The sequence below is a fragment of the Phaeodactylibacter luteus genome (assembly GCF_007993045.1).
In the GTDB taxonomy this organism is placed as follows: domain Bacteria; phylum Bacteroidota; class Bacteroidia; order Chitinophagales; family Saprospiraceae; genus Phaeodactylibacter; species Phaeodactylibacter luteus.
Genome location: NZ_VOOR01000011.1, coordinates 55132 through 81891, shown reverse-complemented (window position 1 = coordinate 81891; position 26760 = coordinate 55132). Strand labels below are relative to the sequence as shown.

18 protein-coding genes are annotated in these 26760 nt (G+C 55.4%); 9 read left to right on the top strand and 9 right to left on the bottom strand.

Translation table 11 applies throughout. The annotated features are described in order from the left end of the window. Positions 1 to 37: 37 nt before the first annotated feature. The 8 genes from FRY97_RS07240 to FRY97_RS07180 all read right to left on the bottom strand — a co-directional run bounded on the left by FRY97_RS07240 (position 38) and on the right by FRY97_RS07180 (position 18505). Positions 38 to 3355: a hypothetical protein gene (locus FRY97_RS07240; RefSeq protein WP_147166774.1), complete on the bottom strand. Its 3318-nt coding sequence runs from the start codon at positions 3353 to 3355 to the stop codon at positions 38 to 40. 31 nt (positions 3356 to 3386) lie between these two features. Beyond that, complete coding sequence (locus FRY97_RS07235) at positions 3387 to 3971, bottom strand: GNAT family N-acetyltransferase (protein ID WP_147166773.1); 585 nt, start codon at positions 3969 to 3971, stop codon at positions 3387 to 3389. 181 nt (positions 3972 to 4152) lie between these two features. After that, complete coding sequence (locus tag FRY97_RS07230) at positions 4153 to 5001, bottom strand: NlpC/P60 family protein (RefSeq protein WP_147166772.1); 849 nt, start codon at positions 4999 to 5001, stop codon at positions 4153 to 4155. A gap of 125 nt (positions 5002 to 5126) precedes the next feature. Beyond that, positions 5127 to 9998 carry a PKD domain-containing protein gene (locus FRY97_RS22940; RefSeq protein ID WP_211356825.1) on the bottom strand — a complete coding sequence of 1624 codons (4872 nt, stop codon included), beginning with the start codon at positions 9996 to 9998 and terminating at the stop codon, positions 5127 to 5129. Between the two features lie 621 nt (positions 9999 to 10619). Next, positions 10620 to 12134 carry a SusD/RagB family nutrient-binding outer membrane lipoprotein gene (locus FRY97_RS07195; RefSeq protein ID WP_147166771.1) on the bottom strand — a complete coding sequence of 505 codons (1515 nt, stop codon included), beginning with the start codon at positions 12132 to 12134 and terminating at the stop codon, positions 10620 to 10622. 31 nt (positions 12135 to 12165) lie between these two features. Further along, positions 12166 to 15288 carry a SusC/RagA family TonB-linked outer membrane protein gene (locus FRY97_RS07190; protein ID WP_147166770.1) on the bottom strand — a complete coding sequence of 1041 codons (3123 nt, stop codon included), beginning with the start codon at positions 15286 to 15288 and terminating at the stop codon, positions 12166 to 12168. Positions 15289 to 16190: 902 nt separating this feature from the next. Then, positions 16191 to 17480, bottom strand: coding sequence for a serine hydroxymethyltransferase (gene glyA, locus FRY97_RS07185; protein ID WP_147166769.1), 1290 nt, complete (start codon positions 17478 to 17480; stop codon positions 16191 to 16193). A gap of 110 nt (positions 17481 to 17590) precedes the next feature. Beyond that, complete coding sequence (locus FRY97_RS07180; RefSeq protein ID WP_147166768.1) at positions 17591 to 18505, bottom strand: alpha/beta hydrolase; 915 nt, start codon at positions 18503 to 18505, stop codon at positions 17591 to 17593. 176 nt (positions 18506 to 18681) lie between these two features. Here FRY97_RS07180 and FRY97_RS07175 point away from each other — a divergent pair, with 176 nt between their 5' ends. Beyond that, complete coding sequence (locus FRY97_RS07175) at positions 18682 to 20337, top strand: purple acid phosphatase family protein (protein ID WP_147166767.1); 1656 nt, start codon at positions 18682 to 18684, stop codon at positions 20335 to 20337. A 103-nt stretch (positions 20338 to 20440) separates the two neighbouring features. Continuing rightward, complete coding sequence (locus tag FRY97_RS07170) at positions 20441 to 21415, top strand: polyprenyl synthetase family protein (protein WP_147166766.1); 975 nt, start codon at positions 20441 to 20443, stop codon at positions 21413 to 21415. A 335-nt stretch (positions 21416 to 21750) separates the two neighbouring features. On the opposite strand, the gene FRY97_RS07165 is transcribed toward FRY97_RS07170, so the two are convergent. Beyond that, entirely contained in the window at positions 21751 to 22194 is a 444-nt protein-coding gene (locus tag FRY97_RS07165) for a hypothetical protein (protein WP_147166765.1), read from the bottom strand. Positions 22195 to 22276: 82 nt separating this feature from the next. Here FRY97_RS07165 and FRY97_RS07160 point away from each other — a divergent pair, with 82 nt between their 5' ends. From FRY97_RS07160 to FRY97_RS07130, 7 genes are read left to right on the top strand one after another with little or no spacing between them, the layout of a single operon-like run. Beyond that, positions 22277 to 23050 (top strand): carboxylesterase family protein, encoded by a 774-nt coding sequence (locus tag FRY97_RS07160; protein ID WP_147166764.1) that lies wholly within the window; start codon positions 22277 to 22279, stop codon positions 23048 to 23050. Between the two features lie 3 nt (positions 23051 to 23053). Further along, complete coding sequence (locus FRY97_RS07155; protein ID WP_147166763.1) at positions 23054 to 23878, top strand: alpha/beta hydrolase; 825 nt, start codon at positions 23054 to 23056, stop codon at positions 23876 to 23878. 7 nt (positions 23879 to 23885) lie between these two features. Further along, a complete protein-coding gene (locus FRY97_RS07150; RefSeq protein WP_147166762.1) occupies positions 23886 to 24383 on the top strand; it encodes a hypothetical protein in 498 nt (165 codons plus the stop codon). Positions 24384 to 24432: 49 nt separating this feature from the next. After that, positions 24433 to 25350: a glutamate--tRNA ligase family protein gene (locus FRY97_RS07145; RefSeq protein WP_147166761.1), complete on the top strand. Its 918-nt coding sequence runs from the start codon at positions 24433 to 24435 to the stop codon at positions 25348 to 25350. Next, the gene (locus FRY97_RS07140) at positions 25338 to 25940 is read left to right on the top strand and encodes an RNA polymerase sigma factor (RefSeq protein ID WP_147166760.1); all 603 of its coding nucleotides are present in this window, start codon (positions 25338 to 25340) and stop codon (positions 25938 to 25940) included. The genes FRY97_RS07145 and FRY97_RS07140 overlap by 13 nt, the downstream gene beginning before the upstream one ends. Next, positions 25937 to 26332 carry an anti-sigma factor gene (locus FRY97_RS07135; protein WP_147166759.1) on the top strand — a complete coding sequence of 132 codons (396 nt, stop codon included), beginning with the start codon at positions 25937 to 25939 and terminating at the stop codon, positions 26330 to 26332. The genes FRY97_RS07140 and FRY97_RS07135 overlap by 4 nt, the downstream gene beginning before the upstream one ends. Continuing rightward, positions 26329 to 26712 carry a hypothetical protein gene (locus tag FRY97_RS07130; protein ID WP_147166758.1) on the top strand — a complete coding sequence of 128 codons (384 nt, stop codon included), beginning with the start codon at positions 26329 to 26331 and terminating at the stop codon, positions 26710 to 26712. Before FRY97_RS07135 ends, FRY97_RS07130 begins: the two co-directional genes overlap by 4 nt. Positions 26713 to 26760 lie beyond the last annotated feature (48 nt).

Below are 26760 nucleotides of genomic sequence, written 5' to 3'. Positions count from 1 at the left end.
TGGATTTGGCCCGAAATAGGGCGCTACTTTTTCCAGCTTAGCGCAAATTGCCCTTGCCCAATTCCGCTAGAACCTCTGACAGGGTAAGCCTGAAGTCCATTTGCCATTGATCGATGACTGCACGTAGCTGTGCCAGTGCATCTGCCACTCCATCCGGGGAAGGGTTAGCCCCTGCCAGGGAAAGGAAATAATCGAGCAAAGCCGTAAGGATGGGGAGCTGGGAAAGATGCCACCGCTGTGCAGCGTATTCGCCATAGAGCAAGATGAAAAAATCGTCTAGTGCGATATGGATAAGGAGGTGAGCTTCCGGCTTGCCCGGCTGCTGCACTTTAAAGAGGAACCGTTGCTGTAGGTTGACGGCATTGAGTATGGACAGCAGAAGGGCGCGCAGGGTCTCGTACGGCAGCGGCTGCCGGGCAGGGACGTGTTCCAGAGCGCGGAAGAGGGCGAGCAACAGCTTGTACAGCCAAGGCTCCTGAGCAATCCACGCAGGGTGGGCGGCTATTTCCTGGTAGAGGATCTCAAGCAGGTCTAGCAGCTGCTCCTGGCTTAGGCGTGGTTTCCATTTTCCGGAGGAAGGCGGTTCGGAAAGGGCACGAAGGGTTTGTTCCAAGGCGATAACAAGCAGGTTGACAGGCTCTTCTTCTTCCGTTGGCCAGAAGAGGTGCAAGTGCAGGGCTGTAGTTTCGAGGGTCAGGCGGATGGCCTCGGGCAGCAGCCCAGGCTGGGCTAAGCCATAAGCTTCCAATGCTCCGGCCAGGTCTCTTACCAACAGCCTAAGCCCCTGATGGCGGGCAACCAGGCCGGGGTATTGATGCAGGACAGCCGCTGCGCTTTCTGCCAGCCGTAGGGCTGCTGCTTCATCCAAAGCGCCCGGCAGCCCTGCGCCGTATTCTCCAAACAAAATCAGATCGGCAAGGATGAGCCCTCGCTTGTCGGGGTAGCGTTCCAGCAGCCCGTCAAAAAGCAGCTCGGCTACTTTCTCCAGTTCACCAAGCCGGCTGGAGGGCTCGGTGCCTTTTGGGAAGAGGTACCCCCATAGCAGCTGTAGTGCGTGTTCCAGTATACTGCGCTCCAGGGTGTCGCTGGCAAACTGTATACGGGCGAGCAGTTGCGGGCTGCGGGCTGTGGTATAGAGCGCGTGTTCTAAAACCAATTCTAGGTTTTCCCCAGATAGCCTTTGCCCGGTAGGGATGGCCTCGAGAGTGCTCAGCACGCTGTCTAAGACCTGCCTCAGCAGGCTCCCTGAAGAGGCGTAGGCATCGAGCCAGTAAGGGTGTAGGACAACCTCTTCGAGCAGTGCTTCCAGGATAGCAACTGCCTGCACGGGGCTCAGCCCTGGCCGCCATTGCCCTTCATCGTTGAACGATTGGGTGAGGGCTTCCAGAATTTCTTGTGTTGCGGTGACCAAAAGGTGCTTTGGCTGATCTGTATCCGCATCGATCAGGAGGTGGGCGTGGGCTCCGGTCAGCTCAAGAATGTGCCGCAAAAGGAAGGAAAGCAGGCCGGGCTCCCGCAAACGTCGGCGGTCTAGTGCCCGGGCAAGCCCGCTGATGATGGCTTGTACTCCGCCTTGGCCCGAAACAAGCTCAGGGTGGTTAGCCAAAGCGGCCAAGGCTGCATCGGTTAGCTCTTCGGCCAGCCTCTGGTCGAACCCCTGCTGATAGCTGAGCCCACTTTCAAAGAGGGCCAGCTCAAGCAGCACAAGCCCCTTCCGGTCAGGGTGGGCTATAATGAGGGTTTCGAGCGTATACTCCAAGAGATTTTCCAGCAGCAATGCCCGGTTGAGCCGGGGCGCTTGTGAACGGTAAACGGAGGCGAAAACGAGCTGAAGGGCTTGCTCTAATACAATAGCTTCCCGCGCGTCGCTGCCCAGCCGGATCCGGCTCAGTACTTCCGGGCTGTTGGCCACTGCTCGCAAGCTGAGGTGGAGCAGCCAGCGGAAAACGCCCGGGCGCAACCGCTCACTGGGAGGGAGTGCCCGAAGTGCGCGGAGGTTAATCTCCAAAACGGCACTTAGCACAGGCTTCCCGGCTGCTTGCTCGGCTATCCAGGCAGGGTCGCGCAGTACTTCGTCCAAGAGGCCCTGGACGATGTCCATGATTTCCGCTCTGGAAAGGGAGATGGGGGATGCTGAGGCAAGAGCCTGCAGGACTGCTTCCAACGCTTGGAGCCAAAGCCGGGCCAGTTGGCTTTCTTCTCCTTGCTGTACATAAGCCAGGTAGCCTGCTGCCTGTTCCAGTGCAAGGCGGAGCAGCCCAGCTGTTTCAATTTGGGAGACTGGGTGTTGTTGCAAGGCCCGGGCCGTTCCTGCGATCAGGATCTGCAGCCCTTGCCCCTGCACAATGAAGCCCGGGCGCTGCGCCACTACGGAAAGCGCGTGCGCCACCAGTTCGTCCAGGGCCTGTAAGCTGATGCGGTCTTTCAGTAGGATAGGGCCCTGCTCCCCATCCTCCCCCAGCACAGCCTGCAGCAGGACCGAAAGAGAGCCCCCAATGAGCTCGCCTACCGGGTAATTGGTATTGAAGACCGCCTGAGGGTTCTCCGCAACAAGCGCACCGGCATGACGGATGGCGCTTCTCAGCAGGAATTGCCCCCAGTGGGCCATTTCTTCTTGTTCTTCAAACCGGGCTTGCTCCGCTTTGGCGTAAAGATCTTCGGCGATCCGCCGGGCCGTTTGCCGAAGGAAGAGCTGTACCTTTTCGTCCCCACTGATTTGCGGGCTCAGCTCTGCCAGGGTTTCGGCTGCAGCCGCAAAAAGCCGGGGGATAAGCCTTTGGCTAAACTGTGTTTGGAGGGGAGGGGCGTCGGTCCAGTCGATATCATCAAAAGCGGAAAGGATCTGCATGAGGGCTTGCCCGAGCGGCATATCTGTATTGAGTGCGCCGGGCACCTGCGCAAAATAGTCGATCCCAATTTCCACGACGGTCCCAAGTACGAGTTTGAGCGCGCTATCCCGTTGTAGGTAGCCTTCCTGCCATTGGCGTACGCGGAAGAGGTGCTGCAGGTCATCAGCATTCAGCTCTGGCACGCGCCCTTCTTGCAGTTGGCGGAAGCCAAGGTAGTACTGCTCATAGCGTTGGCGCTCTACCTCTGGCAGCTGTAGCTCTCGCATAGCCCTTTGGTGCAGGCTCCGTAGGTCTTCCAGCCTGTTCAGCAGTTGGGGCGACCACTCAAAGAAAGCAATGATTGTGGTGAGGTCGATGCTGTTGTCAAAAGCCGGCAGCGGGAGGACCAGCATCCGGCCTTGTAGGCTTTGGGCATAAGCCCGTTGTATATTCCGGCTTAGCCGGATGGCGGAGTGGATAGCAAAAATTGCAGCTTCGGCTGCAATAGCCGGGGTAGAAACAGGCATTGGCTTAGGTTGTACAGGTGAAGTGATAAAGTTAGGCAGAGGTGCCTAAAAATTCGGAGCGGGTGAGCCCGAACAGCATGGTATCTATCAGCTCTCCGCTCATCTTCCGGAAGTCAGCGCGCAGATCTCCTTCCCTTCGGAAACCACATTTCCGTGCCAGCCGCTGGCTGGGCACATTGTCCATCGCTGTGCGCAAGGACAGCTTCTCAATAGCGAGCTGCTCAAAAGCAAAAGGGAGCACTGCGCCGAGGCACTCAGTCATCAGCCCAAGCTGGGTATGTTCTTTGTCTAGCCAATACAGCAGTTCTGCTTTGGGGATGTCCCAATCGATGTGGAAAACCCTTACCATGCCAATGAGCGCTGCGGTCTCATTGAGCCATATGCCTAGAGAGAAGCCTTCCTGTAAGTGCCATTGTGCAAGCCAACGGCGCACGAGGAGCTCGGCATTGCTCATGGTGTTCGCTGCTTGTAGTGTTTTCGGGAAGTGGTCATTCAACCGGCTGTAATTGTCCTGCATGAGGTTGTACAAGGCTTCCCCGTCGCCCTCTCTGAAGCGGCGCACCACGGTGCGCGGGGTGAGCAGGGCAGTGTCCAGGTTGAGCAGTCGCGGGAGCATAAGCATGGATCAAAAAGTGAAGCGTTAGGAGGGAGTCTGTATGCTTCTAAGGTACAGGTTTTTGGCGAAGGGGGGGAGAGTTGAGCGCGGGCAAATTGCAAGTTTCTGTATGCTGGCAGGCCAATGCCAGGCTAAAGCCCGGAAAGCATAAACCCCTGCGACATTTTGGTTCACGCCCAAGTCAGGGGAGGTCAGGGGGCGGCTCGGAGATCAAGTGGGCTACCGCTACCCACTGCTGCCCCCAATTGCCGTAGGCTGGCAGGTGGGGTGCTTTCGGGTTGGTGCGGTAACGGTTAACCCTTGAAATGGATTGCCCGGGGCGGGGGGCATGGAGCAAGGTGTAAGCAGCTACGGTGCCATCCGCATCGTAGTCTACACTTACGACAAGGCCAATGTGCTGAATGCCCCGGCTGTGGCACAGCTGCCCGATATCTGGGCTGCGGAAGCGGCGGCCGTTCCGCCCGAAAAACAGTAAAGCCCCGGGGCGGATCAGGTGGCTGCTGTCGGCAGCATGGTGTATGATGGAGAGCTGCCCCCGGTCATAATACCAACGGGCAAGGGCGCGTGAGCTCCTGGCTGTGGCAGGGGAGGGGAAGTCCAAGCTTGGGCAGGCTTCTTGCAGGTTGCGGAAAATGCGGTGCATCAGCCCTGAGCAGTCGGTGAGCGGCGCAGAGCGGTAACGGATGCCCTGCTCCTCGTAGAAAGCGGCCAAGAAATCGAGGTAGGCGGCCAGAGATTGGGTGTCTTGTGCTACCGGGTAGCGCGGCAGGGGAGGGAGGGGGAGGTTGTAATAAATGGAATCGCTAGCGGGCTGCCGCTCAGGGATGGGCGGTGGGGGGATGGGCAAAGGGGTGAGCAGGACAGGCAGGCAAAAGTCGGGCTCGAAGGCGGTAGGGCCGGGCTCGGGCGCAAAGCTTGCAGATAAAGGTGGGGGCGGGAGGTGCACTAAGGCAGCAGCGGTTTGCCGCTGTAGCCCGCAAGCGCTTAACAATAAGCTTCCTATCAGCATCATGCCCCAGAGTCGCCCCATTTGCTGCTTTCTTAATTTGATGGCTGCAAAGCTACACATCTTGGAGGATAGGTGGTATAGGGCGCAAAAAGAAAGGCAGCACCTCTGTGCAGGTGCTGCCTTTGTCAAAGGAGGTAATAAGGGGGTTACTCCCGTATCACTTTACTGCGTGCCAATACTTGCTGGCCGCTGATGATTTCCAGTAGGTAAATGCCTGAAGGCAGCCGCTCTAGCGAAATGCTTTCTGCTCCAGCTGCCGTGCGTATGACCTGCCCGGTAGCTGAGCGTAGGCGTGCCTCGTACTGCCCCTGTAGGTGCTCCAGCCCGTCAAGATAGAGCAAGCCCGTGGTGGGGTTAGGGAACACGGTGAATTGAGGAAGCTCTGCTTCTTGGCTGCTTGTCAGCTGTTCGTCCACAAAAATGGTGTGGGTATGGCTGGCGTCGCAGGACTCATGCACGTCCATATTGATGAGGTGGACCTGAATGTCGTGCCAACCGGCTTGCTGATAGCTCGTAACCGGATCGTGGCTGTCGGAGGTTAGCCCGTTGCCAAAATCCCAATACCAGTGGGTTGCTTCAGGAGTCAGCCCATGCAGGTGCACCTGCTGTCCGATAGCCACCGTATCCGGCGCCGTGATTTCTGGTGTCAGCTTATTGGAGTAAATAGCGGTCTGCAAAGTCTCGCAATCATCCGTGGTACAGATGGTGACGGAAATGGGGTAAATGCCGCTGTGGGGCAGGACGAGCTCCGGGTTGGGTTCGGAAGAGGTCAGCCCGGAGCCAAAATCCCAGCTCCAGCTTTCAATATCAGCAGTGGAGCTTACGCCAAAAGCGCGTATGCCGTCGCACATTTTGCCATTGGCTACGGTGATCTGTGCACCGGAGAGGTTGGCAGAGCTGCCCTGGCAGCTGTAGTTGATCTTGAAACCGCTCTCATTGATGGTGAAATCCGTACTCTCTACTATGGTGATGGCGGTGCCGGTAGAGGTAATGGGGCTTGGCAATTCATTGCCGGTGAAGAAGCCAAGCAGAGGGGCTTCTGTAGTGGCGCCATCGTAAATGGCCAGCCCATCAAAGCCGTCTTCCAAATTGAAGGACTCAAACTCCAAGGTGATGCTGCCTGCTGGGCTGATCAGGGTCGTTATGCCTATGTTGTTGTCTGCATAATTGCCCTCTGCACCGCCGGAATCGTAAAGGCTTCCGAAGCAGGCAGCAATGAACTGCTGGCCATTCGTGGGCATATCCTCAAGTACACACTCGGCATCTATGGCCAGCGTGATTTCCTGCACGGTGGTATTGCAGCCTACTTCATTGCAGACGGTAAGGGCTACGTTGTAAGTGCCGCTTTCCGCGTAAGCGTAAATGGGGCTGGGCTCATTGGAAGTGCCGCCGTCGCCAAATTCCCAAAACCATGAAGTAGGAGCCTCAAGGCTTTCATCTATAAATACTACAGGCTCGTTGGCGCAAAGCGCTGTGCTGGCTACTGAAAACTGGGGCTTGGGCGCAAGCGGGGGGGTAGCTGAACAACTGAAGGTCGCTACAAAACCGCTCAGGTTGGTAAAGTGGTCCGTGTATTCCTGTAGCGTCAGTATGCCTGATGCTGCTGTCAGCGTTTCGCCTTGCAGTTCATTGCCGGTGAATGTTCCGATAAGGATACCGGAGTTAGGTGGCCCATCGAATACGTACAGGAAGTCGGCGTGCTCTTCGTAGTTGAACTCGCTGAAGGTGATGCTGACCGAAGTGGCACCCGGCGGGGCAATGGTGAGGCTGCCAAAGCTGCCTTCGAGGTAAGGGGCGGTAGGGCCGCCGGAGTCGTAGACGTTGCCCGAGCAGACTGTGATTACTTCGTTGCCGTGCTCGGGGATGTTCTGCGCATAGCAGTCGATGTCAACGGCTAGTGGGGTAGAAAGGATAGCAGTGCTGCAGCCTAAGGCATTGCAGGCTTCGAGGGTAACCGTATACTGCCCGCTTGCTGTGTAAGTATGCACAGGGTTTTGCTCCGTGGAGGTGTTGCCATCTCCAAAGTCCCAGAGCCAGCTCGTAGGCGTGTTGGTGCTGGCATCAGTAAACTGAACGGGCAAGGTGCCGCAGGCCAACCCCGGCGCGGTTATGCCTGCGGTGACCGGTGCGATCACAAAAAGGTCTACCTGAATGTCAGCGGTTGGCTGTAGGGGGTCGTTGGTGTTCAGGGTATAAGCCAGTTCATAACTGCCGGTGGCCAGCCCTGTAGCGTCGATTTCAATAGACAAGAGGGCGTTTTCATTGACCAGCACGGTGCCGCTCTGAGGCGAAATACTGGCAAAGGACAGCGCTGGGCTCCCTAAGGGCACAAGCTCCTCAAAGACATCTCCCGTAAATGCCCCTTGCGCGATGGTTTGCCCCGTCAGCGCATCCGTTATGCTATAATTGGGCAGAGCTCCATCGCCCCAGGTGTCAAGCAGCTGTAGGGTATAGCTTTCTTCTACGGATAGCCCGGAGAGCATGACAACATAATCCGTATTTGATTCATAAGTGATTCCGGCTGAGCTTTGTACGATGTTGCTGTTGCCGTCGAGCAAGTTCCAAGAGAACTCCTCTCCCCAGAAATCTGTGGTAAAGGCAAAGCGGAACCCTGCACCGCCTGAAGTGTTAGCGATGTTGAAATCCAGTGAGGCTTCACCAATATTCCCTACGGTTACGCTCAGGGTAGTATCCTGCCCTTCGATTAGCTCCACGCTAAATTGAGTGGGGTTTACGGTGAGGCTAGGGGCGGCAATGCCGGTACCCGTCAGCGCAATTTGGACATCCCCCCCGGCGTTGTTGGCCAGGTTGAGGGTTGTGGCGGCAGGCCCCAGATCGGTAGGCGTGAAGACTACATTGATTTCTCGGGCCTCAAAGGGGGCGAGCGTGATGGCATCTTCACCCTGTACAGTGAAGCTGCTGAGGCCAGACTGCAGCCCACTGACCTCAGTTGGTGCAGTGCCTGTATTTTCCAGGGTGAGGCTCAGCGTTGCAGCAGCGCCTAGCTGCACCTCTCCAAAATCTAGGTCAGTGGCAGAAATGCTCAGCTCAGGGGTGCCATTGACAATCAAAGTGACAGGTATGGCTGCGGCAGGGTTGTTGGGGTCATTGCTGTTGATAAGGATAACGCCTTCGTAGGTACCCTGCACCAGGTCGGTGGCATCAATGTCCAAGAGTACCTGATCACATGCTGTAGGTTCAACGGAAAGGCTGCTTCCGCTCAGGGAAAGCCAGGTAGGCGCGCCATCGCTTCCCGATGCAGGCTCAGGGAGGATGTAAAGCTGATCAGGGATGAACTCAAAAAAGCCGGAGAAGAGGACTTCCCCAGTGCCCAAGTCTGTCAGGGACAGCTGTTCGAACACAGCAGTGCCTTCAGGCACGCCTTGTATCAAAAAGTAATAGGTGCCGCCTTCTTCCAGCCCGCCAATGATTTCTGTGTAATCGGTATTGGGCGAATAGCTCCCATTGTTTTCAGCAAGGACGTTGAACGCTTCGTCCAATAGCTGCCAAGAAAACCCTCCCCCTTCAGCTGAGGTGGTAAATTCTATGAGGTAGCCCAATTGGTTTTCCACACTTTGGGCGCTCAAGCCGGCAATTAGGGGCCCCTGCCCGGTATTGCAGAGCTCAAGTGGGGCTGTGGTAGCCGTGCCGGCGTCGAGGGTGATGGTAAAGCTTTCCGGATTGTAGGTAAGCAGGGGCGGGCCTTCTACTGTGATATCGAGAGGCAAGCTGGTGTCTGAGCCACTGCAGTTGGCTACAGTGAGCGTGACTTGGTAAGTACCGGCCTGGGTATAGGTATGGCTGGGGTTCTGCAGGCTGGAGGTTGCCCCGTCCCCAAAGTCCCAATTCCAGGCACCGGCATTTTCCGTGCTATTGTCCATAAACTGGATAGCGGTGCCGAAAGGGATTGTTGTTGTACTTACGGAGAAATCAGCTTCGGGGGGCAGCGTACTGCCATTGGCATCCCAGATCATCTCAAACCCAGGGAAGTTGGCCTCGTGGTCTGAATAAAAGAAAACGGCCAATGCTTGGGCATTGATGGAAAGGGGCTGCCCATTATTGGGCAGGCTGTTGCCTGTAAAAGTACCTATGGAGGTATAAACCCCATCTTGCACACTGTACAATTCTAGCTGGTCATGGTTGAAAGGGGCGTTCCCGAGGTCAAATGCGGAGAAAGTAACCGTGATCTGTGAGGCAGCAGGAGGTTCGATCAGGAATTGCCCGGCGCTGCCTTCGGCGTAGTCGCCGTCTATCCCGCCGGAGTCGAACAGGACACCGCTGCAAAGGGTGGTCGAAGCAGAGCCTTGGAAAGGCATAGCCACTCCATTATCACAGGCAATATTTTCCGGGTCGTAAACCAAAGGGGTAGCGGAGGTGAATGTATTGCAGCCGTTTTCGTTGCATACTTCGAGCTGCACGGTGTAAGCTCCGGGCGTGGTGTAGGTATGCACCGGGTTTTGCTCGGTAGACGTTGTGCCATCACCAAAGTCCCAAGCCCAGCTCGTGGGGAAGAAGGAGGAGGCGTCCGAGAAGGCCACTGTGCCTGTGCAGGTGAACCCCGGCACAGAAGCAGAAGCCGTCGGGGGCTCTGTAAAATCGATGCAATCAAAATTCATGGCAAACCCTTCTCCATTGATGCTGAAATCGCTGCTGAACAACACCAGGCAAGTGTTGCCAGATAGCAGGATCGGAGCGCCGCCATTGGGCAATTGAGGCCCCGAGAATACCCCGGCTATAGGGCTGTCGGTGGTCGGGCCATCGAATATGACCAATTGGTCAAACTGGTCTTCCACGTCAAATGTGGTGAAGGTGAGCGCCAGGGCTTCGCCCGAGGTGCCATTGATGGTGATGTAGGCTTCATTGGATTCAGTGTAGGGGCCGTCAGGGCCACCTGCGTCGTAGAGCACGCCATTGCAGTCTTCAATGACCAAATCGCCAGAATCAGGAGCGTTGTAGCTGTTCTGAGCCAGCAGCACAAAGGGCAGGGCCAGCAGAAAAGCTAGATGAAAGTACTTCATTTTAGGGGTTTGTTTTGAGAGTTTACAATTCAATTCCTAATAGCATCATATTGAATTCAAATCTAAACGGCTAGGCATTAGGTTGGTTCCTAGCTGATTTCAAATAATACCTAAGTGCTCAATTGGAGACAAAAGGCAGGCAGGGAGAGGGGCTTCCTTTATCGGGCCAGGGCTGCTTTGTAGAGGCTGAAAGGCAGCTTTCGAGCTAAAAGTGGTTGGGGGGGCAATAATGCCGAAGGGGGTTATGCTTTCCGGGCTTTAGCCTGGCATTGGCCTAGCGCTGCGAAGGGGTGTAAGCCCGATAGGGCCGAGCGGACAGCGAGCCCCGTAGCATAGCGGCACCTGCCATCGGGCAGGGGCAGGCCCCACCCTTGCGGAAGGGGCAGGCTGGAAAAAAGGCAATGCGGTTTGGGCCTAAGTTGATGTGTATTGGATTGGGGCTTTAGTACTTTTCCATGGGGGTAAGGGGTGTTCACCATACTACTTTTGCCCCTAGAGAACTATAACTGCAAGCCGCTCACTTATGCCATTTGAGGCCTTGTGTGATGATAGATGAAAAACCCAGCTTCGAAAACATATCGAAGCCGGGCTGTTGTACAAAACTCAAAATGCTAATTGCGCTTAATCAAGGGTATCCCACCAAAGTGGCGTCTTCAACCGATAGGCAGGAGTGTTATCGCCAACGTTTGCTCCGTTGCGCACCTCTTCGTTCCCTTCTACGATCATGGCACGGATCCACTCGCCCTCAGAGAAGAGCGGGTTCAGGTTGGTGGGCCTATTGAGGGAAGGGCCATAGATATCTTGGCTGTAATCCATTCGCCTCAAATCTACCCAAGTCTCTGGGTTGAAGACTTGTGCGATGTACTTTTGGCGCATGATGTGGCTCAGCCCAGAGGTAAGATCCCCGAAGTGCTGCTGTACCCCATTGTCTGCCAATGTGTTCCAGTAGGCATCAATATCTGCTGCAGCTACGCCCAATTTGCGCATATTGGCCCTTACCCCTTCCTGATAGGCTGCGAGCGCTCCGCCACTATCTCCAGAACGGAGCCGTGCTTCCGCTTCTATGAACTTGACTTCTGCGTAAGTTATGAAAGGGAATGGCGAAGTGGGCTGGCTGTAAAAACCACCCGTAACTCTGCCATAGTTGTCTCCATTGGCTTCTATGCCGCCGGGGACGCCCTGCCCTGGTATCAGCCCTCTGAATTCCCCATCAGAAGGGGCCGGGTTCATGATGATCCCGATGCGGGGGTCCAGCAAGCTGTCGTTGGTGACAGGTGCCGTTTTCATAAGGTCTACAAAAAACTGGCTATAAGAGAAATATCGGGGTGCAGTTGCGCTGGTGAACCCCCCGTACCCTTTATCGCTCCAAGGGTTGGCCTCGGTAGCCGTGCCATTATCCAGATAGGGGAATTCAGCATCCATGCCGTCTGCATTGAACGCATTGCTACAAGCTTCCAAGACAGCCTGAGGGTCGTAAATGCTCTTTTTGCTCAGGTGGTTGAGGTAGCGCGCTTTTAGCGCATAAGCGAAGCGCCGCCACTTGTCGATATCCCCCTGATACATGATGTCGCCATTGTCTAGGTTTAGCCCTTTGGCATTATCCGGCTCATTAAAGAGCGCGATGGCTTCGTCGAGTTTTTCGATGACCTGTGCGTATACTTCTTCCTGAGAATCAAAAGCAGGGGTCAGGCGGGCGGTAGTAACGCCATCATAGGCTTCGCTTACCGGGATTGCGCCAAGCTGATCCGAAAGCATGCCAAATACCAGTGCTTCCAGGGTGCGGCCGGCCCCGGCAAAATGGGGCGATCCCTCAGCCTTGCCCATGACAACCATATCTACACAGTTGGGGATGGCCCAAGTGTAAGCATTTTGCCAGAAAAAGTAGCTGGAGGTGAAGCGCCAGGTTTCTGGAGAGCTGGCTTCGCTGCCAGAAGCGGTATACTGGCACACCGCGGAAACCTCTCTGGCCCCTCTCCACATCGCTGCTCCGTTGGTCATGGTGATGGCCCCGATCAATCTGCTTTCCAGAGGGATTTCCTGCGGATTGTTGGGGTCAGCATTGATGTCTAAAAATTCTTGGCAAGCACTCAGCAGTAGGCTGAATGCTGTGAGAACAATTATAGATAGCCGTTTCATTTCAAAGTAGTTTAGTTGGTTTGGTCATTCATTAAAAGCTCAGCCTAAGGCCAAAGTCTGCGCCTTTGGTCGAGGGGGTGCCTAAGTTGTCCATGCCCATAGCGCCTGTCCCAGGCACGCCTGCCCCGCCTGAGCTTACCTCGGGGTCTACGCCTGAATAATTGGTGATGAGGATGAGGTTTCTGCCGGTAGCGTACACTTCTAGCCCTTTAACGTTGATGCGCTCCAGCAATGGCTTGGGGATGCGGTAAGATAAAGTCGCATACCTAAGGCGGTACCAGCTGCCGTCTTCTACAAAGAGCTGGCCGTTGCCGCGCAGGATCGTCTGGTAGTAGTTCTGATCTAATACCACCTGCTGGGTATTGGGCTCGCCGGTTGACTCGATGATGCCATCAAATACGGTAGTAGACCCGCGTTCGAGCGTTTTGGTGCTTAAGCCATTGCGCACTAGTGCATTTTCGGTAGCATTGTAAATATCCCCTCCAATGCGGAAATCCCAAAGGAAGGAGAAGTTGAAATTGCCAAACCGTAGCGAGTTGGTCAGGCCAACAATAAAATCAGGGTTTCTGTCCCCAATCACTTCTTTGATAGCGCTCACCTGTGGATAGCCCATATCGTCGAGCAATAGTTTCCCGTCTTCATTGCGCTTCCATACGTCGCCGTTGATGCCAAACAAAGACTGCCCAAGGAAACCGGCTCCCTGGGCGACAAAGCCATCGACTGAAGCATCAGATTGCTCTACCCGGTCTAATGTGCCGGGCAGTTCTACTACAGTAGACGTATTGCGGGAAAAGTTGAGGTCTATGTTCCAGGTGAAGTTGCTCCGCTTTACTGGCCTGGCATTGACCATCAGCTCAACGCCCTCGTTGTCTATCCTCCCGCCATTGAGATAGGAGATGAAAGAACTAGCGGAAGGCGGTACGCGGGTGAAAAGGATCTGATCGTCAGATTTCATGTTGTAATAAGTGAAATCGATGCCAATCTTGCCTTTGAACAATCGGATATCGACACCGGCTTCGAATGCATTAGTGAACTCAGGGCGCAGTGCAGGTGCACCGAAAGCGTACACGTTGGCAATAAAACCTCTAGGGCCTGCGGTAAAAGAGTTGGTAGTGTTAAAGTAGGTATTGCCGAGCACGTGCGGGGGCGCATCCTTGCCTACCCGGGTCCAAGAGGCGCGCACCTTGGCATAGGGGATGAAGTCGCTTTCACCATTGGCCACTCCTATCTCGTTGAGCAGGTCGGTCAGTACGATCCCGCCACTGAAAGAGGGGTAAAAGAAGGAGCGGTTGGCTACAGGGAGTGTAGAAGACCAGTCGTTGCGGGCGCGGATGTTGAGGAAGAAAATGGACTTCCAATCTGCATTGAAATCAGCAAAAGCGCCTACAATCCTGCGGCGCGCACCACCTGCTGAGATCACCCTTTCGTTTTGAAGCACATTGTTGATGCTTGCAAAAGTTGGCACGATAAAGTTCCGGCCATACCAGTTGGCAGAAGTGCTGCGGGCCGATTCTACGTTGTGCCCCAAAGCGAGGCTGGTATTGATGTGCCTGCCTAAGGATTTTTTGCCGGTGACGACAAGCGTCGAGGTGGTAATCTGATTGAAGCGGTCTACCTCTGTGATAGCCCCTTTTTCCTCTCCTCCAATCACAGTGCCCGCACTGCGGATAGAGGTAAACTTCTCATCGTAAAAGTCGGTACCTGCACGGTAAGTGATGTTGAGAAAGGAGAAAGGGTCGTAGCTCAGGCTGACCGTCGAAATGACACGGTTGACGTTGCTGTTCGTAGGGTTGTTGTATACACTCCAATAGGGGTTGTCTACGAAAGAAGCATCATTTTCAACGCCGAGCAGGGTGCGCTGCTTGCCATCTTCAGTGATGTAATTGCGGGCATCGTCATTTAATGGCCAGTTGTACAAACCCCTTATCGTGCCACCGCCACCGCCGCCTGTCGCACCGATGATGTTGGTCTCCGCAATACCTGAGCCGCCAAGGGTAGACTGGTTTTGGGAGTTGATATAGTTGACCGAACCGCCTGCGCGGAGGTTCTTGGCAATCTTGCTGTCTGCAGATAGCCTGAAAGAGGTCCTGTCGAAGCTAGTATTCGGTACAATGCCGTTCTGGTCAAAACGGCTCGCAGAAAGATAGAACGTACTGCGTTCGCTTCCGCCAGAAGCGGAAATATCGTGGCGCTGCGTAACCGCTGGCTGAAAGAAATTGCCAAGGTTGTCGTAAATGGTTTCGTTGGGGCCAAAGGCCGGGCCCCATGAACCTCGTGCATCGGGGTTGAAGTTGCCATCTATACCTTGCTTATAGGCCGTCTGGAATTCAGGGACCTTGTTGACGACATCATAGGAGAACGCATTGCTGTAGTTGATGCGGAAGGATCCTGCCTGGCCTTTTTTTGTAGTGATGATGATGGCGCCTTCTGAAGCGCGCAGGCCGTACAGCACCGCAGCAGCAGGCCCCTTCAGTACCGTCAAAGACGCTATGTCTTCCGGGTTAATGTCTATCCCCCGGTTGCTATTATTGGTGTTTTGAGCGCTAAGCCCTATCCCTCCGCCAATAGGGGCACTGTTGTCTATTGGGATGCCATCGACCACGAAGAGGGGCTGATTGTTGCCGCTCAGCGAAGTGCCTCCTCTGATCATGATGACAGAAGCAGCGCCAGGTGCCCCACTGGAGTTGTTGATCATCACCCCCGCTACTTTGCCCTGAAGGCTGTTCACGATATTGGGCTGCTGAGACTCTACAATAGATTCAGATTGAAGGGTCTGCACGGCATAAGTGAGCGCCTTCTTTTCCTTGCGGATACCCAGAGCTGTTACGACTACTTCGTCAAGGTTCTCGCCATCCGAGGACAGGGCGATATCTATAACGGACGCAGCCCCTACGGTTTTTTCCACACTGGAGTACCCAATATAGGAAAACCGCAAGGCTGTGCCTGATTCGGCAGTGATGGCATACTTGCCATCAAGGTCGGTGACCGTGCCATTGCTGGTGCCTACGTTTTCTACTGTTGCCCCGATGAGCGGTGCGCCGGTTTCGGAATCTGTTACCGTCCCTGTAATACGGGTTTGCCCTATGGCCGCCGAAACACCTAGAAGCAAAAGCATTGGCAGTATCCAATGCCTGAAATTCGCATGTCTTTTCATTTTGTTTTGATTGTATGGAAAAAAATGAACACAATGCTCACTTGAAAAGTGGGGTATTGTGGCTTTTTAAAGAAGTAAGATATTTAATTTGCAGTATTTTGCACATAAAACTGCAAATTATTGCAAAATAAAAATGGATTGATACATGATTTTGTAAAGGGAAGAGGGATAAGGGGGCGGCATTTGACTTTGTTTTTTATATCTAGAATAGCTGATTTTTGAATTTAAATTTTGAAATAATATTATTTATAGAATTATAACTTGTAAAAAGTGGATTTTGATGCCCTTGACTTAGGTCCGATTTGGGCACTTGGGGAGGAAGAGTGGAAAAGGGGCAATAAAAGTGGCTTAATCTTGCATATTGCCAAAATGTGCAAGATTGTATATGGGGCTGAGCCACGGTAGGGGTGTTTGGGGATATGGTGTTTCGTGCTGTTGTTTTTGTGCGTGTGGAGGCGGTTGTTTTTTGCGCTCGGCTTTGGCTGCCGCCAAATTATGCTCGTTCACAGCGTGCCAAAGGCAAGGGGGAGCCGGGCACAAACCAGATTGTCTTTTTGGGCCTGCCCCTACTGCAAGGATGGGGGCCTGCCCCTGCCAAAGGGCAGGTGCCGCTATGCTACGGGGCTCGCTGTCCGCTCGGCCCTGCCGGGCTTGCCACCCCTTCGCAGCGCTAGGCCAACGCCAAGCTAAAGCCTGGGAAGTATAAATGCCTGCGACATTTTGATTCACGCCCAGTTGGAGTGGCTAAAGGCTTTAGGCCAATGTAGGGGGCAGGGTAGCAGCCAGGCGCACGCTCGTTTGGAGGCTAAAAGTCAAGGCAGTGGCACAGGCACAAACACAAGCAGCCCAGGCTTTGACAAAGCCCGGGCTGCTTTTAAAGTTACAACGAGTGCAATGAAGGGCTAGACCGCTGCTCCAGCTTCCTCGTAAAGCGGGAACTGCGCCATGTGCGTGTTTACCTCCTTTCGGATATCGCTCAGGAAGGCCTCGTTCTCCGGCTGCGATAGGGCGGCATCGATCCATTCTACAATCTGCAGGCAGTCGTGCTCCTTCAGCCCTCGGGTAGTGACGGCAGCAGTGCCAACCCGGATACCGGAGGTGACAAAAGGCGTCTCTGTATCGAAAGGCACCATATTTTTGTTGACGGTTATATCGGCTAGGCCGAGGGCCTTTTCAGCGGCTTTGCCGGTCACGCCCTTTGAGCGCAGGTCAAGCAGCATCAGGTGGTTGTCTGTACCGCCAGAAATCAGTTTGTAGCCCTTGTCAACAAAGGCTTTGGCCATGGCTTGTGCATTTTGGATCACTTGAGCGGTGTAGGACTTGAAGCCAGGCTGCAGCGCTTCCCCAAAGGCGACAGCCTTGGCTGCGATGATGTGCTCTAGCGGGCCGCCCTGCATGCCTGGGAAAACCCCGCTGTTGAGTATAGCAGACATCTTGATGGGGTTCCCTTTTTTGGTTTTCCGCCCCCAAGGGTTCTCAAAGTCGTTGCCCATCATAATAATGCCGCCGCGTGGCCCGCGCAGGGTCTTGTGCGTAGTGGAGGTTACGATGTGGCAGTGCTGCATGGGGTCATTGAGGTGGCCGGCAGCGATAAGCCCTGCAGGGTGGGCAATATCTGCTAACAATAGGGCACCGACCTGATCGGCAATGGCCCGGAAGCGGGCATAATCCCAATCGCGGGAGTAGGCAGAAGCCCCACATATGATCAGCTTGGGCTTGACGGCCAAAGCCTTGGCCTCCACTTTGTCCATGTCGATAAGGCCAGTATCTTCCTCTACTCCGTAAAAGTGGGGCTGGTATACTTTGCCTGAAAAGTTGACCGGAGAGCCGTGTGACAGGTGGCCGCCGTGGGCAAGGTCAAAGCCAAGGATAGCATCACCGGGTTTCAGTACGGCTAGGAAAACAGCAGCATTGGCCTGTGCGCCGGAATGAGGCTGCACATTAGCGTAAGCGGCGCCGAAGAGCGATTTGAGCCGGTCTATGGCCAGCTGCTCAACTTGGTCTACTACCTCACAGCCCCCGTAGTAGCGTTTGCCCGGGTAGCCTTCAGCATATTTGTTGGTCAGGACACTGCCTGCCGCCTGCATCACCTGCGGGCTGGTAAAGTTTTCTGAAGCAATGAGCTCAATGCCGTGCTGCTGACGGTCTAGCTCTTTTTGGATGAGGTCGAAAACCAGCTTATCTTTCATCATGGTTTAAAGCCGTTTGGAGAAGGAAAATAGATGGATACGGTACGCAAAGTTAGCCCCTTTCAGGTTAAGAATGAAATCTGTCAAGAGCGCAGGCGATGGTTTTGAATGCATTATGGCCGAATAGGGCTGCCACAGGGCAAGCTTGCGCCTTCGCCCTTGCCTTCGATGCGGTGGTGTTGGAAAACATCTCCTGCAAGGACAGCCTGCAGGAAACGCAATACGGGCTGGGGGTCACTGTTGAAAAACGCGCCTGCCCGTTCGTGCCCGTCCCCACAGAAGGTGGTCAGGTCTACCGATAGCCCAAGGGCTATGGCATGTTCGTAAATGGATCGGGAGCCAAAGAGCATGAGCCAACCCGGAGCATCGGTTGAGCAGAAGTGGTGCGCCGCTGTACCGTAGGGTACTACGGGATCGTTGCTGCCGTGAAACACCATCATAGGCAGGGCATTGTCTGGCCTTATCAGGTTGAGGTCCATGATAGCGCCTGCACCCGAGATGAGGCCCCGGTATTGGAAGCCGTCGGGCAGCCGGCCAGGGTAAAGGCTCATCAGGCTCCGGTCCCAAAAGGCGGCGTGCAAGACCGTTTCCCCCCCCGCGCTGCTCCCAGCGATAAAAACCTTGCTGGTGTCGATCCCCAAGGCAGGGCCATGCTCTAGCAAATAGGCTGTCGCCTGCCAAAGCTGACTGACGGCGAGGCGGATGGCGTGTATCTTTTCGGTGAGCACCCCATCACAGCTAAAGCTTTTATCCTTCATATATAGGCTGTAGGAAATGGAAGCTGCAGCAATGCCTTCTGTTGCCAAGGCGCTGCATAGCGGGTGGCCGAACTGCCGGCTGCCCGTCGCAAAACCGCCTCCGTGGACGAAAAGCAGGAGGGGCACAGGAGCCGCGCCGGTTGTTTTTTCGGGAAGGAAAAGGTCCAGCTGCAACGAAAGCGAGTCGTTCTCGTAATAGGTTAAGGTGCGGTGCTGTGCACAGGCGCAGAGGCTGAAAGCGGCGAAAAAGAGCAGAAGGGCAGTCTTCATACAGTCTATGTTGAGGGTGGCCTGCCTGGCCAAAAGCGGGAAGTTCGTTATTTTTGTGCATTTGGCGCTGAAAAGCAGAGATTAACGTTTTCTAACACTTGCTGCATAACTTTGCCAGCCTGCGCCTCGTTATAAACCACTGAAACGGCTTACCCCCGGAGAAAACCACCACATTGATGTTGAGAAAGGGCTATCAAGATTGGATCATCACAGGTTGCCTAGTGGCATGGGCATTTACGGTAGTACAGGCAGAGGCAGTGCGCTTCCGTGCAATGTGGAGGGACGACCCTGCTACCACTATGGTCATTGGCTGGGATCAAGTCTCTGGCTATGACCCTGTCTTGCATTACGATGAGGTAGACTTCGGCAAGCAGGCTACAGCTTACCGCATGGCCAAACGGCCCGACCGTATCACTACGGCCAAGGGCATGAAAAACCACTTTGTCCGCCTTACCGGGCTTTCGCCCAATACGCTATACTACTTTGTCGTCAAAGACAATGAAGGCACTTCCCGGAGGTACGCTTTTCAGACGGCTCCGGACGACCCCGGCGTGCGCCTCTCTATTGTGGCTGGCGGCGATTCGCGCAATAACAGGGATGCCCGTGTAGAGGCCAACCGCCTGGTCAGTAAGCTCCGGCCCCACTTCGTTGTCTTTGATGGCGATATGACGGGGGGGGACACCGATCAGAACTGGCGGGATTGGATGGACGACTGGCAGGAGACGGTCGGCAGCGATGGGCGATTGTTCCCCGTTGTGGCGGCCCGCGGCAACCACGAGCGGGAGAATGCTTCCATCACAGAGCTCTTCGATAGCCCAAGCCCGGACGTCTATTTTGCCCTTACCTTTGGCGGTGGCCTTTTCCGCCTTTATACCCTTAACAGCCTGATCGCCCCTGCCGGCCGGCAGCAAATATGGCTGGAGGGCGATCTAAAAGCGAACCCCGATGTGCGCTGGAAAATGGCGCAGTACCATCAGCCTATGCGGCCACATACCCGGCGCAAGCCCGAACGGGACGACTTGTACGCAGCTTGGGCTGGCCTGCTCTATGAGCACGGCGTAGACCTTGTGCTGGAGTCGGATGCACATATGGTAAAAACGACCTACCCGGTACGGCCGTTCAAAGGGCTGGGCAGCGAAGAGGGCTTCATCCGGGATGATGAAAAAGGCATCGTCTTTATCGGCGAAGGCTGCTGGGGCGCCCCTTTGCGCGATGCGGATGATGCAAAATCATGGACGCGCGCCACCGGCAGTTTCAATCAGTTCAAGTGGATATTTGTAAGCCAGGAAAAGATTGAGGTGCGCACCATTAAGACAGACAATACGCAGTACGTTGCGGAAGTGAGCCACAACAATATTTTTGAGCCCCCCATCGGGCTTACCATTTGGGCGCCTCCTACCGGCGATGTCCTGGCTATCCTTCACCCCGACCCGCCTGCCGACCCACTGGCCGGGCAGCGCCTGGCCGCCCGGGAACAGGAGGCCGCCGAGAGCGCTCCTTCTCCTCCTGATGCTGCTGCCCCTTCGGAGCCTAAGCCTAAGCCGCCTTCCAAGCCGGTAGATAAAAACGACTGGACCGTCTTCCCTAAAGCTGTGACCGACGAAACCGGAGGGGTGGTGATCTCCTACGAAATGCCCGCCCGTGGCGATGTGAGCCTGCAGCTCATCAACCGGGAATGGCAGATGGTGACCCGTGTCGCCTTGGACAATGAGCCCGGCGGGCCGGCCGAAAAAAGGCTAGACCTTAGCGGCGTCTCAGATGGGGAATACCTCCTCGTCATTAAACGCAATGGGCAGCTGCTCAAACGGATTTTTATCCTGAAAGGCCAGTAACACCGTGCAGAAGCCGAAAGTTTGTTTTGCCGATTTCCCCCTATCGGCTAAGCTTTTCCGGCAGCAGGCTGTTTAGTAGCTTTGTGCCAACTAAATCACCACTATGGTCAAGTCATTAGACTCCATAAAATCGCCCATTGCGGAGGAACTGAAAGTTTTTGAAGGCCGTTTTCGGGAAGCCATGCGCAGCCCCGTCTCTCTGCTCGATAAAATCACCTACTACATTGTACGGCGCAAGGGGAAACAGGTGCGCCCGATGTTTGTCTTCCTTTCCGCCAAGCTCTGTGGCGGTGTAGGGGATGCCACCTATACTGCCGCTTCCTTAGTGGAGCTCCTGCATACGGCTACCTTGGTGCACGATGATGTGGTAGACGACTCCTTCGAGCGCCGGGGGTTCTTTTCTATCAATGCGTTATGGAAAAATAAAATCGCCGTGCTCGTAGGCGACTACCTCTTTTCGCAGGGTATGCTCCTGGCTTTGCGCAGCAAACAGTACCGCTTGTTGGAAATTGTTTCCGATGCCGTAAAAGCTATGAGCGAAGGGGAGCTCCTGCAAATTGAAAAAGCCCGCCGGCTCGATATCGAGGAACCGGTGTACTACGAAATTATCCGCCAAAAGACAGCCTCCCTTATCGCATCGGCCTGCAGCGCAGGGGCTGCCTCTTCTACCAAAGACGAAGAGCTCATCGAGCGCATGCGGCTGTTCGGGGAGAAAATCGGCATCGCTTTCCAAATCCGGGACGACCTCTTCGACTATGGCACCGATGATGTCGGAAAGCCGCTTGGCATCGACATCAAAGAGAAAAAAATGACCTTGCCGCTGATCTACGCTCTCGAAAAGGCACCTGTTAAGGAGCGCCGCCACATCATCCGGACCATCAAAAAGTATAGCGATCAGCCAGAAAAGGTAAGGGAGGTGGTAGATTTTGTGCGCAACAGCGGAGGGCTGGCTTACGCCGAAAAAGCAATGGCGCGCTACCGGTCAGAGGCCTTCGAGCTGCTCCGGGAGTTCCCTCAGAGCGAGTCCCGGCAATCGCTGGAAGACTTGGTGACCTTTGTGACGGAGCGCAAGCGTTAGGTATTGGCATTGGGGGTGAGCCAAAATGTCGCAGGCGTTTGTCCTTTTCGGGCTTTAGCCTGGCATCGGCCTAGCGCTGCGAAGGGGTGGAAGCCCGACAGGGCCGAGCGGATAGCGAGCCCCGGAGCATAGCGGCACCTGCCACCGGGCAGGGGCAGGCCCCTATCCTTGCGGAAGGGGCAGGAAAAAACGACAATCTGGTTTGTGCCCTTGGCATTGGGGTTTGCTCCCCCCCTTTGTATGTCTGGTTTAGCTGCCGCTATGCGCCGCTCTTTCATCGCCTTTGCCCCATTTTGCAAGAAAAGCCCGAAGGGGGAGCGGCCCTCACTAAGCTTTTACCCCTCTGCGCTACGGAAGGAAGGGAGGGCGCGGAGCCCATCCTCGCCCAATCGGGCCTGAACAGCCATAAACCAAGACCGCTCCTTATATCGGATATGGCGCTTTAGCGCTTCCCCAAGCTCATTGAGGCTAGCCTCAGATGGGCATTCCGGCAGGTTGGCCAACTGCTCGGACAGCTCCTTTTGCTCCCGGATCACCTGCTCCCGCTCTATCCCTTCAGGGAGGGCAGGCACAAGCACTTTTTCTATCCATTCAAAGCCGGGGAATAGATGGCGTTCGGCAGTCTGCCGTGCAAAAACCGCTTTGCCTTGTAGCGTGTTGGGCAGCCCTTTATAATCGGGCACATCAGCACTCAATAATTGTGCGAGCACCAGGCCATGATGGTGGCCTCTGGAAATAGGGATGAGCTGTGGGTGCCGTTTTAGGGGTGTTCTGGGCATGTCTGCAAAAATTGGCCGGGCGGGCCCGGGCATCAAGATGAAGGAGATTGTTGTATATTCCAGCTTAAACTAAACAGGTATTATGCGTAACATCATTTGGGGCTTACTGTTGTGGTGGCTCCCCTTGGCCGCACAGGGGCAGGATGCCCCGCTGAGCGCTTTCGCAAAATCCGTTTTCACAGATGAGGCCGGAGCGGAGCTGCCCTATCGCCTGCTTTTGCCGCCAAAGTACGAAAAAAGCGGGCAGTTTTACCCCTTGGCCCTTTTTCTGCACGGCGCAGGGGAGCGGGGGGCTGACAATGAGGCGCAGCTTGTACATGGCGCACAGCTTTTCCTGGACAGCCTGGGCAATTACCCCGCAATTGTGGTGTTCCCACAGTGCAGGGCTGATGGTTATTGGGTAGCAGTAGAAGGAAGAGGGGGGGCTTGGCGGCTGCCATTCTACAAAAAACCGGCTGAGGATATGGGGCGGGTGATGCAGCTGGTAAAGAGCTTGCAGGATACCTACCGGGTTGACACCGCAAGGATGTACCTGGGAGGGCTTTCTATGGGCGCGTTTGGCGCCTTCGACCTCCTGGCCCGCTGGCCGGATACCTTCGCCGCTGCCTTTGCAATTTGCGGCGGGAGCAACCCCTTGCTGGCCCCCTTGTATGCACCTCATACGCCCCTTTGGATTTTCCATGGGGAGGCAGATGCCGTTGTGCCAGTGGAAATGTCACGCGAAATGTACAAAGCCTTGCAGCAGGCGGGCGGGCAGGTCAGGTATACAGCGTATCCCGGGGTAGGGCACAATAGTTGGGAGGCTGCTTTCGCTGAGCCTCAGCTATTGGAATGGCTTTTTGCCCACAAACGATAGGCTATGGAATGGGCGGCTAACCTATTTATCGGCTTTGCGTTGGGGTACTTGTTGCTCTCTGTACTGTTTTACCTGCTCCAAGACCTCTTCTTTTTCCGCCCGGAGATCCTCCCGGGGCACTTTGAGTACCAATTCCCTTTCCCCTTTGAGGAAGTCCATTTCGATATGGAAGACGGTGGCTACATCAACGGGCTGTACTTCCGTGTCCCAAATGCCAAAGGGGTCGTGTACTACCTGAAAGGCAACTCCCGGAGCGTGAAAGGTTGGGGGAAATTCGCAAAAGATTTCGTGGGCAAGGGGTATGATTTCTTTATGACCGACTACCGCGGGTTTGGGAAAAGCGCTGGCCGGCGCACCGAAGCCACCCTCTACAACGACGCGCAGACGGTATACAGATGGCTGTCGGACCGTTACCCGGAAGAGGATATCGTAGTGTACGGGCGTTCCTTGGGCAGTGGCATAGCAGCCCGCATAGCCTCTTGGAACCGCCCAAGGATGCTGATCTTGGATTCCCCCTACTTCTCCTTTTTTTACCAAGTCCGTCAGTATGGCTTTTGGCTTCCCCTGAAGTGGATACTGCGCTATCAAATCCGTACCGATCAGTTCCTGCGCAAGGTGTCCTGCCCAATATTCATCTTGCACGGCACCCATGACCGCCTTATCCCCTTTCGTCAGGGAAAGCTGCTGGCTAAGCAGTCCGAGCAGGCCACATTGATCCCAATTACGGGCGGGGGGCACAATAATTTGCCGGATTTCGCAGCTTACCATGATCAATTGTACGATCTTTTACACCCCAGCCCGATAGATGAGGGGCGGGCAGAAAACTGAGCATGCCATGGCAGAGCGCACCAACAACGGTTATCAGCTGTACCTCCACGATTTCCTCCAAGAGGATGTTTTGATTGTGTGCCCACGGTGCAAGGCGATGGGCCGGGTAAAGGCATTGGGCGCTATTGCTGGGGAGGCCAGCCGCAGAGCGGTCTGTACGCATTGCGGCTACAACAAAACCCTAGAAGAAATGCCCGCGCCTGTATTGTACTGTTCTGCAAAAGGGCCGGTAACGGGCAGGGTATACATGATGGGCGGTGGCATAGACCCCTATTTCCACCTTCCGCTATGGCTGCAGGCACAAGTGAACGGGCAGCTGTTATGGGCTTACCATCATACACACCTTGATTTTTTAGAAGCCCATATCTTTGCCAGCCTCAGGGAGCGCAATGGGCAGGAGCCTGCCAACCGCAGCTTGGGAAGCCGCCTTCCCAAATGGATGCTTGCCCGGGAAAACCGTGCGCCAATACTGAAAGCCATCGAAAGGCTCAGGCAAAAGCGGTAGCCGATAGCCTGTTGCTGTACCTAAGCTTACGTTGAAAAATCGGAAAATCATGACAAACCCTTCTGGCCTCCGTACCCGGATAGCCCCTACTCCAAGTGGCCTGCTTCACCCGGGCAACGGGCTTTCCTTTATCCTCACTTGGGGGCTCGCGCGGGCCGCAGGCGGCCGGGTCTTACTGCGGATCGACGATCTCGACAAGGCCCGTACCCGGGAAGCTTATGTCGCGGACATCTTCGAAACCTTAGAGTGGCTGGGGCTGGATTACGACGAAGGCCCGACAGGTGTGGAGGATTTCTTCAGGAGCTGGTCGCAGCATACCCGTATGGAGGAATACCACAGCTATCTGAGCAAACTGAAGGGGCAGGGCACTCTTTTTGCCTGTACCTGCAGCCGGCGGCAGGTCCGTGAAATGGCTTCCGATGGGCAATACCCGGGCACCTGCTCGGGCAAAGGGCTGCCGTTTGAGGGCGGGCAAACCGCTTGGCGGGTGGCTGCCCCTGCCCCCGGGCAGTCCATTACTTTAGCGCTATGGCCCGAAGGGCCTTCTGAACAGCACTTGGAAACGATCGATGCTTTCGTCGTCCGTCAAAAGAACGGGGCGCCTGCCTATCAGCTGGCTTCTCTAGTAGACGACCTGCGTTTCCACATCAACTTCGTGGTGAGAGGGGAAGACCTGTGGGGCTCTACCCTCTCGCAACACTACCTTGCGGGCCTGTTAGGGCTGCGGGCATTTCAGGAGGCTTGGTTTTGGCATCACCCCCTGATTACCGATGAGCAGGGGCATAAGCTGTCAAAAAGCAAAGGGGCGGGGTCGCTGCGGGCCTGGCGAGAGGCGGGCAGCGGGCCGGCTGCCTTATACCGGCAAGCTGCACGCGTACTGGGGCTGGAGGCTGGCGCCGATACCCCTTCTTCTTTCCTGGAAGCCATACGGGCAGCAAAAATAATCGGGCCGGAATGGAAAAAATAGCCTCCGTACGCCGTCTAAGAGGAGGAAACCGCATTTTAGAGCATCACCCTGGCCCACGATTGGAAGCTGACCTAACCTCATATATCGAACAGGCCCGCAAGGGTGATGAGCGTGCATTCCGCCTGCTAGTAGAGCATTTCATGGCACCCGTATTGGGCGTGACAGCCCGGATGTTGGGCGAAGGCCCTGAAGCAGAAGATATGGCACAGGAGGTATTTGTAAGGCTCTTTGAGTCCCTGGGGCAGTTCCGTGGCGAAGCGTCGCTGGGCACTTACCTGCACCGCATTGCGGTCAACCTCTGCCTGAATGAGCTGAAACGCAAACAAAGACGGCAGCGTTGGATAACTTGGCTGGGCCCGGCTGTAGCGGATACCGCAGCTGACACCCCCCCGGAGGGCCTGGCTGACGCCCTGCAGCAGGCATTGCTGGAGCTCAGCCCAGATGCCAGAGCGGTAGTGGTCCTGCGCTTGGTGGAAGGCTACCCGGTAAAGGAAACAGCGGAGATGCTGGGCATCCCAGAAGGGACCGTAGCGTCCCGCCTGGCCCGGGCGCAACAGAAAATGGTACAACGGCTAACCCTATGGTTATGAATAAAAGAGAATGGTTCGGTTTGCTCTGCAAGCAGGAGGAAGGCTTGCTCAACGAGGAGGAAGCACGCTTGCTCAATAGGGCGCTGGCAGCGTCTGCCGGGCTGCAAGAAGAGCAGGAGCGGATCAGGAAGCTCAGGGCGCTGCTCCGGCAACAGCCCGTTGCCCTTCCTGCTGATGGCTTTGCCGAACAGGTGGAAGCACGTATTTTTAGCAGGGGGCAGCAATGGCTCTGGCAGGCTGCCGCCGCTGCAGCTATTGTGTTCGTCATGGCCGGGCTTAGCATCTACTACTCTTCGGGAAGCCTGGCTGCAGAGGCCTGGCTGGGCACGTCGGGGCTACAGCCTGAAGATGCCGTCACACTATTAGAAACCTCTTGGAACCCCTTCAAATGAGAATGCGCAAATTGCACTTGTTGATGTTCGCCCTTTTGCTCCTGCTTGCCGGCTTTGCAGCGGGATGGGTGGCCCACCGGGGTATTGTCCGGCAAAAAATGCAGCGGGTAGCAGAGCTGCGCAAAGCCCGTGGGTTTGCAGATCACTTTTTTGAGCATATAGGCGCCACCCCCGAGCAATTCGAACAACTTTCTGGGACCGTGGGCCGCTATGGGCAGGAAATGGACGGGCTCTATTCCGCATTCAACCAAGAGCGCCGCTCACTAATGGACAGCCTCACGGCTGAGGTGAGCCATTTGCTCACCGAGGAGCAGCAATCCCGGTTGGAGCGCTTCTCCCGCCGGTTTCAAAAGCGCAGGCGGCATAAAGCACAGGAATAGCACCTCCGCCACTTTCTCAAAAATGATTAAATTGGGCACAGCATTGCT

Bases quoted from the DNA above. Each gene is read 5' to 3' on its own strand.
- FRY97_RS07240 (WP_147166774.1), bottom strand. From the start codon at position 3,355: ATGCCTGTTTCTACCCCGGCTATTGCAGCCGAAGCTGCAATTTTTGCT.
- FRY97_RS07235 (WP_147166773.1), bottom strand. From the start codon at position 3,971: ATGCTCCCGCGACTGCTCAACCTGGACACTGCCCTGCTCACCCCGCGC.
- FRY97_RS07230 (WP_147166772.1), bottom strand. From the start codon at position 5,001: ATGGGGCGACTCTGGGGCATGATGCTGATAGGAAGCTTATTGTTAAGC.
- FRY97_RS22940 (WP_211356825.1), bottom strand. From the start codon at position 9,998: ATGAAGTACTTTCATCTAGCTTTTCTGCTGGCCCTGCCCTTTGTGCTG.
- FRY97_RS07195 (WP_147166771.1), bottom strand. From the start codon at position 12,134: ATGAAACGGCTATCTATAATTGTTCTCACAGCATTCAGCCTACTGCTG.
- FRY97_RS07190 (WP_147166770.1), bottom strand. From the start codon at position 15,288: ATGAAAAGACATGCGAATTTCAGGCATTGGATACTGCCAATGCTTTTG.
- glyA (WP_147166769.1), bottom strand. From the start codon at position 17,480: ATGATGAAAGATAAGCTGGTTTTCGACCTCATCCAAAAAGAGCTAGAC.
- FRY97_RS07180 (WP_147166768.1), bottom strand. From the start codon at position 18,505: ATGAAGACTGCCCTTCTGCTCTTTTTCGCCGCTTTCAGCCTCTGCGCC.
- FRY97_RS07175 (WP_147166767.1), top strand. From the start codon at position 18,682: ATGTTGAGAAAGGGCTATCAAGATTGGATCATCACAGGTTGCCTAGTG.
- FRY97_RS07170 (WP_147166766.1), top strand. From the start codon at position 20,441: ATGGTCAAGTCATTAGACTCCATAAAATCGCCCATTGCGGAGGAACTG.
- FRY97_RS07165 (WP_147166765.1), bottom strand. From the start codon at position 22,194: ATGCCCAGAACACCCCTAAAACGGCACCCACAGCTCATCCCTATTTCC.
- FRY97_RS07160 (WP_147166764.1), top strand. From the start codon at position 22,277: ATGCGTAACATCATTTGGGGCTTACTGTTGTGGTGGCTCCCCTTGGCC.
- FRY97_RS07155 (WP_147166763.1), top strand. From the start codon at position 23,054: ATGGAATGGGCGGCTAACCTATTTATCGGCTTTGCGTTGGGGTACTTG.
- FRY97_RS07150 (WP_147166762.1), top strand. From the start codon at position 23,886: ATGGCAGAGCGCACCAACAACGGTTATCAGCTGTACCTCCACGATTTC.
- FRY97_RS07145 (WP_147166761.1), top strand. From the start codon at position 24,433: ATGACAAACCCTTCTGGCCTCCGTACCCGGATAGCCCCTACTCCAAGT.
- FRY97_RS07140 (WP_147166760.1), top strand. From the start codon at position 25,338: ATGGAAAAAATAGCCTCCGTACGCCGTCTAAGAGGAGGAAACCGCATT.
- FRY97_RS07135 (WP_147166759.1), top strand. From the start codon at position 25,937: ATGAATAAAAGAGAATGGTTCGGTTTGCTCTGCAAGCAGGAGGAAGGC.
- FRY97_RS07130 (WP_147166758.1), top strand. From the start codon at position 26,329: ATGAGAATGCGCAAATTGCACTTGTTGATGTTCGCCCTTTTGCTCCTG.